The sequence below is a fragment of the Nostoc cf. edaphicum LEGE 07299 genome (assembly GCF_015207245.1).
GTDB classification, from domain to species: Bacteria; Cyanobacteriota; Cyanobacteriia; order Cyanobacteriales; family Nostocaceae; genus Nostoc; species Nostoc edaphicum_B.
In genome coordinates this window covers 1-4564 of the sequence record NZ_JADEXF010000428.1, presented here as the reverse complement: position 1 = coordinate 4564, position 4564 = coordinate 1, and the positions used below count along the sequence as shown (strand labels likewise).

General features: G+C 43.0%; 7 protein-coding genes. 6 read left to right on the top strand and 1 reads right to left on the bottom strand.

All coding sequences use genetic code 11. The annotated features are described in order from the left end of the window. The 6 genes from mfd to IQ229_RS14065 all read left to right on the top strand — a co-directional run. A partial coding sequence (gene mfd, locus IQ229_RS14090) for a transcription-repair coupling factor (RefSeq protein ID WP_194044687.1) occupies positions 1-2385 on the top strand: 2385 nt, incomplete at its 5' end. Between the two features lie 27 nt (positions 2386-2412). Then, positions 2413-2598 (top strand): hypothetical protein, encoded by a 186-nt coding sequence (locus IQ229_RS14085; RefSeq protein ID WP_194044688.1) that lies wholly within the window; start codon positions 2413-2415, stop codon positions 2596-2598. Next, positions 2595-3032 (top strand): DUF5615 family PIN-like protein, encoded by a 438-nt coding sequence (locus IQ229_RS14080; RefSeq protein ID WP_194044685.1) that lies wholly within the window; start codon positions 2595-2597, stop codon positions 3030-3032. The genes IQ229_RS14085 and IQ229_RS14080 overlap by 4 nt, the downstream gene beginning before the upstream one ends. 204 nt (positions 3033-3236) lie before the next feature. Continuing rightward, entirely contained in the window at positions 3237-3455 is a 219-nt protein-coding gene (locus IQ229_RS14075) for a hypothetical protein (protein WP_194044683.1), read from the top strand. Beyond that, positions 3452-3721, top strand: coding sequence for a ParE family toxin-like protein (locus IQ229_RS14070; RefSeq protein WP_194044679.1), 270 nt, complete (start codon positions 3452-3454; stop codon positions 3719-3721). Before IQ229_RS14075 ends, IQ229_RS14070 begins: the two co-directional genes overlap by 4 nt. A gap of 60 nt (positions 3722-3781) precedes the next feature. Further along, on the top strand, positions 3782-4162 hold the full coding sequence (locus IQ229_RS14065; RefSeq protein ID WP_194044677.1) for a type II toxin-antitoxin system HicB family antitoxin: 381 nt from the start codon (positions 3782-3784) through the stop codon (positions 4160-4162). 40 nt (positions 4163-4202) lie between these two features. On the opposite strand, the gene IQ229_RS14060 is transcribed toward IQ229_RS14065, so the two are convergent. Then, a partial coding sequence (locus IQ229_RS14060) for an NUDIX hydrolase (protein WP_194044675.1) occupies positions 4203-4564 on the bottom strand: 362 nt, incomplete at its 5' end.

The window sequence follows — 4564 nt, the reverse complement described above, 5'->3', positions numbered from 1 at the left end:
GTTCCAGTCACGCCGCACCAGTTTGCTAAACTAGCTGAAACTATCCGCCAAGAACGCGATCGCAATTTTTCGATCTGGCTGCTTTCTGCTCAACCTTCCCGTTCTGTCTCGCTATTGCAAGAACATGATTGTCCTGCTCAATTTATCCCCAATCCCCGCGACTACCAAGCAATAGATAAGCTGCAAATCAATCATATTCCTATAGCTCTAAAATATTCTGGGCTTGCGGAACTAGAAGGTTTTATCTTGCCTACGTACCGAATAGTAATCGTTACAGATCGGGAATTTTTTGGCCAGCATTCTTTGGCGACTCCCGGCTATATCCGCAAGCGCCACAAAGCTACTTCTAAACAAGTTGATCCCAATAAGCTACGTCCAGGTGATTATGTAGTTCACAGAAATCATGGTGTTGGCAAATTTGTCAAGCTGGAGAGTTTAACGATTAATGACGAAACCCGTGATTATTTGGTGGTGCAGTATGCTGATGGATTATTAAGAGTTGCGGCCGATCAAGTCGGTGCTTTATCTCGGTTCCGCGCCGGAGGTGATAAAGCACCGGAACTCAATCGGATGACTGGTAAAGCTTGGGAAAATACCAAGAATAAAGTCCGCAAAGCAATTAAAAAATTGGCGGTGGACTTGTTGAAACTGTATGCAGCGCGATCGCAACAACAAGGTTTCAGCTTTCCAGGTGATATGCCTTGGCAGGAAGAATTAGAAGATTCTTTCCCCTACCAACCCACGACGGATCAACTCAAAGCTGTACAAGATGTAAAACGCGACATGGAAAGCGATCGCCCAATGGATCGTTTAGTTTGTGGCGATGTCGGTTTTGGGAAGACGGAAGTGGCGATTCGTGCTGTTTTTAAAGCAGTCACCGCCGGTAAACAAGTGGCACTCCTTGCGCCGACAACTATTTTAACACAGCAGCATTACCATACACTCAAAGAACGTTTTGCACCGTACCCTGTAAATGTCGGTTTGCTCAACCGTTTTCGGTCTGCTGAAGAACGCCGCGATATTCAAAAGCGATTGGCAACGGGTGAATTAGATGTAGTGGTTGGTACACACCAAATTTTAGGTAAAGGCGTATCATTCAAGGATTTAGGACTATTGGTAGTAGATGAAGAACAGCGTTTTGGGGTCAACCAGAAAGAGAAAATTAAAAGCTTGAAAACTCAAGTGGATGTGCTTACCCTCTCCGCGACTCCCATTCCCCGGACTTTATATATGTCCTTGTCGGGGATTCGGGAAATGAGTTTGATTACCACGCCACCCCCAACTAGACGACCAATTAAAACCCATCTATCGCCAATAAATTCCGAAAGTATCCGCACTGCAATTCGTCAAGAATTAGACAGAGGCGGACAAGTATTTTACGTAGTTCCACGAGTAGACGGAATTGAAGAGACAACAGCCAATTTACGAGAAGTGATACCGGGAGCTAGGTTTGCGATCGCTCACGGTCAAATGGATGAAAGCGAGTTAGAATCAACCATGCTCACCTTCAGTAATGGCGACGCAGATATCCTCGTTTGTACGACAATTATTGAATCTGGCTTAGATATTCCACGAGTCAACACCATTTTAATTGAAGACGCTCACCGTTTTGGATTAGCACAACTGTATCAATTACGTGGTCGTGTGGGACGTGCAGGTATTCAAGCTCATGCTTGGTTATTTTATCCGAAGCAACGGGCATTATCTGATGCGGCACGGCAACGATTACGAGCGATTCAGGAATTTACTCAGTTAGGTTCTGGGTATCAGCTAGCAATGCGCGACATGGAAATTAGAGGCGTGGGTAACTTGTTAGGTGCAGAACAATCCGGTCAAATGGATGCCATCGGTTTTGATTTATACATGGAGATGCTGGAAGAAGCAATTCGGGAAATCCGAGGACAAGAAATTCCGAAAGTGGAGGATACCCAGATTGACCTTAACCTGACGGCGTTTATCCCAGCAGATTATATTACCGATTTGGATCAAAAGATGAGTGCATACCGGGCGGTGGCTACAGCTAAATCTAAATCAGAATTAAAGCAGATTGCAGCCGAGTGGAGCGATCGCTATGGTACTTTACCAGTGTCGGCAAATCAACTTTTGCGAGTCATGGAACTCAAACAGCTAGCAAAAAAACTCGGATTTAGCCGGATTAAGCCAGAACAAAAGCAGCACGTTGTATTAGAAACACCAATGGAGGAACCCGCTTGGAATTTATTGGCGGCGAATCTACCAGACAATCTCAAGACGCGCTTTGTGTATTCTCCAGGTAAAGTGACGGTGCGCGGGTTAGGAGTTTTTAAAGCAGATCAACAATTGCAGAATTTGATTGATGCTTTTGGGAGAATGCAAGGTGCGATTCCAGAGCCGACGTTAGTTTAACTTTATAAGTAGAGTCAAAACAAATTTATGTCAGTTGGAACAGCTAAATCTTACATAGCGTTTTATCTAGCCAATCGTGCTGATATTGATGCTTATCTAAAAGCCGAGTCAGCAGCATTTGACAGTATGCCTCAACCACTACAAACCGCCGATCCTGCTTTGTACAACAAGCTTATGGCAGCCAAGGCAGCAAGACAACAGGTAGAATCGTGAATAGCTACAATATTAGCTACCAAGCCGATGTTGATTTGAATCAAGCGATCGTTACGGGAGTTCGGCGACAAGAACGCTGGATTAACTTCCAAACAGCCAACGCTGCTGAATTAAAAGGTGTAAAAGATTCTGAAGTATTGGCGATCGCAGCACAGCAGGAACGTATCCTCGTCAGCCATGATCTTAAAACAATGCCATCAGAGTTTGCCAAGTTCATCAGAAGCAATTATAGTCCAGGACTGATCATTGTTCCCCAGAAGCTGCCAGTTGAAGTCGCGATCAAGGAACTGCTGATGATTTGGCTACGAATAACTTTTGGGGTAGTAATTCATCAAGTAACTCAAGTGGAAAAGTCTATGTTCAAGGTTATCGTCGTAAAGATGGAACTCATGTTGAAGGACATTGGCGCAATAAATAGCTCTCTTATTGACTAACCAACGTAATGTGATCTACGCTGGCTAGCAATATAAAGCCGTTGAACTCGTCAGATATAGATGAATGTATTGGTAATCTGTACGTACTTGTTGGGGACAGTCTTTACTTGCGCTTTGCTCTCACCTCAAGCGCGTACCCTAACAACCCCAAAAGAGTGTAAGCAGAGATAATTTATAGTATGACTTTCGTAATGATTAACAGCCATGACAGAGCTACTTGAACAAGCGATCGCCAAACTCAAAAATTTGCCTGCCAATGAACAAGATGCGATCGCAGCGATGATTTTGGCAGAACTAGAAGATGAATGCCTTTGGGATGAAGCTTTTGCCCGTTCTCCAGACATACTTGCCAAACTTGCAGCCGAGGCAATGGCTGAATACTGTGCAGGTAAAACCCAAGAGTTAGATCCAGATACATTGTGAAGTCACGTATAACCGCTCAGTTTCGTCAAAGGTTTGCTGATCTACCTGAGCAAGTTCAAGAGCAAACCCGTGAAGCATACCGCCTTTTCAAACAAGATCCGAGCCATCCAAGCTTGCGCTTCAAAAAAGTACATCCAGAACTACCAATTTATTCAGCACGGATTAGCAAAAATTATCGAGCGGTTGGACAGTTAGATGGAGATACCGTTATTTGGTTTTGGCTTGGTTCACACACAGAGTATAACAAGTTGCTTTCTCAGTTATAGCGACACAGTGCGATCGCGTATAGCAAATAGTTGAACTATTAAATTTAGAAGAGTGGATTGATGAAGACACTGAACCAGAAGAACCAGCAGATTGAGAAGCCATCCTTAGAATATTATTTAAATCTTCAGTACCCTGTAACACTTTACCCCGACCCAGAGGAAGGATATGTAGCTAAAATTAAAGATTTACCTGGATGTCTTACCCAAGGCGAAACCCTTGAAGAGACAATGGCAAATCTCAATGAGGCGCGGGAATTGTGGATTGAGACAGCTTATGAAGCCGATGATAATATTCCCTTACCAAGTAGTAACGATAGCTATAGCGGTAAACTACTAGTACGGATGCCGAAATCTTTATATCGACGTTTAGCTGAGACTTCTGAACGGGAGGGCGTTAGTCTCAACCAGTATATTGTGTCTTTACTGAGTGCAGTAACATAATTAACAGCAAAGTAATCTTAGTAAACTTCCATAATATTATTTATAAATATTCAAAAAATACTTCAGGCACTAATCTGAATTCTCCAGATTTCAAGCGAGAGATATCTATCCATAACGCTCTATGTTTATGATGTGGTGATTCTGAAAAAACTAAACTTTCCAGTTGATAAAATTTTGAATCAGCAAAGTCACATTGATAAAGCTGAATAATTTCATGACCTTGCCTACCATTAAATGTAAACAGGTTCTCTATACAACCTAAATATTTAATATTCGTTAACTCTGCTTGAATTTCCTCTTGAAATTCCCGTTTTAAGGCGGCGTGGCTGGTTTCGCCAAATTCGACACCACCGCCTAAAGCCCGATAAAATGTTTCTTGTTTTACGGGGTCGTAACCCTGTC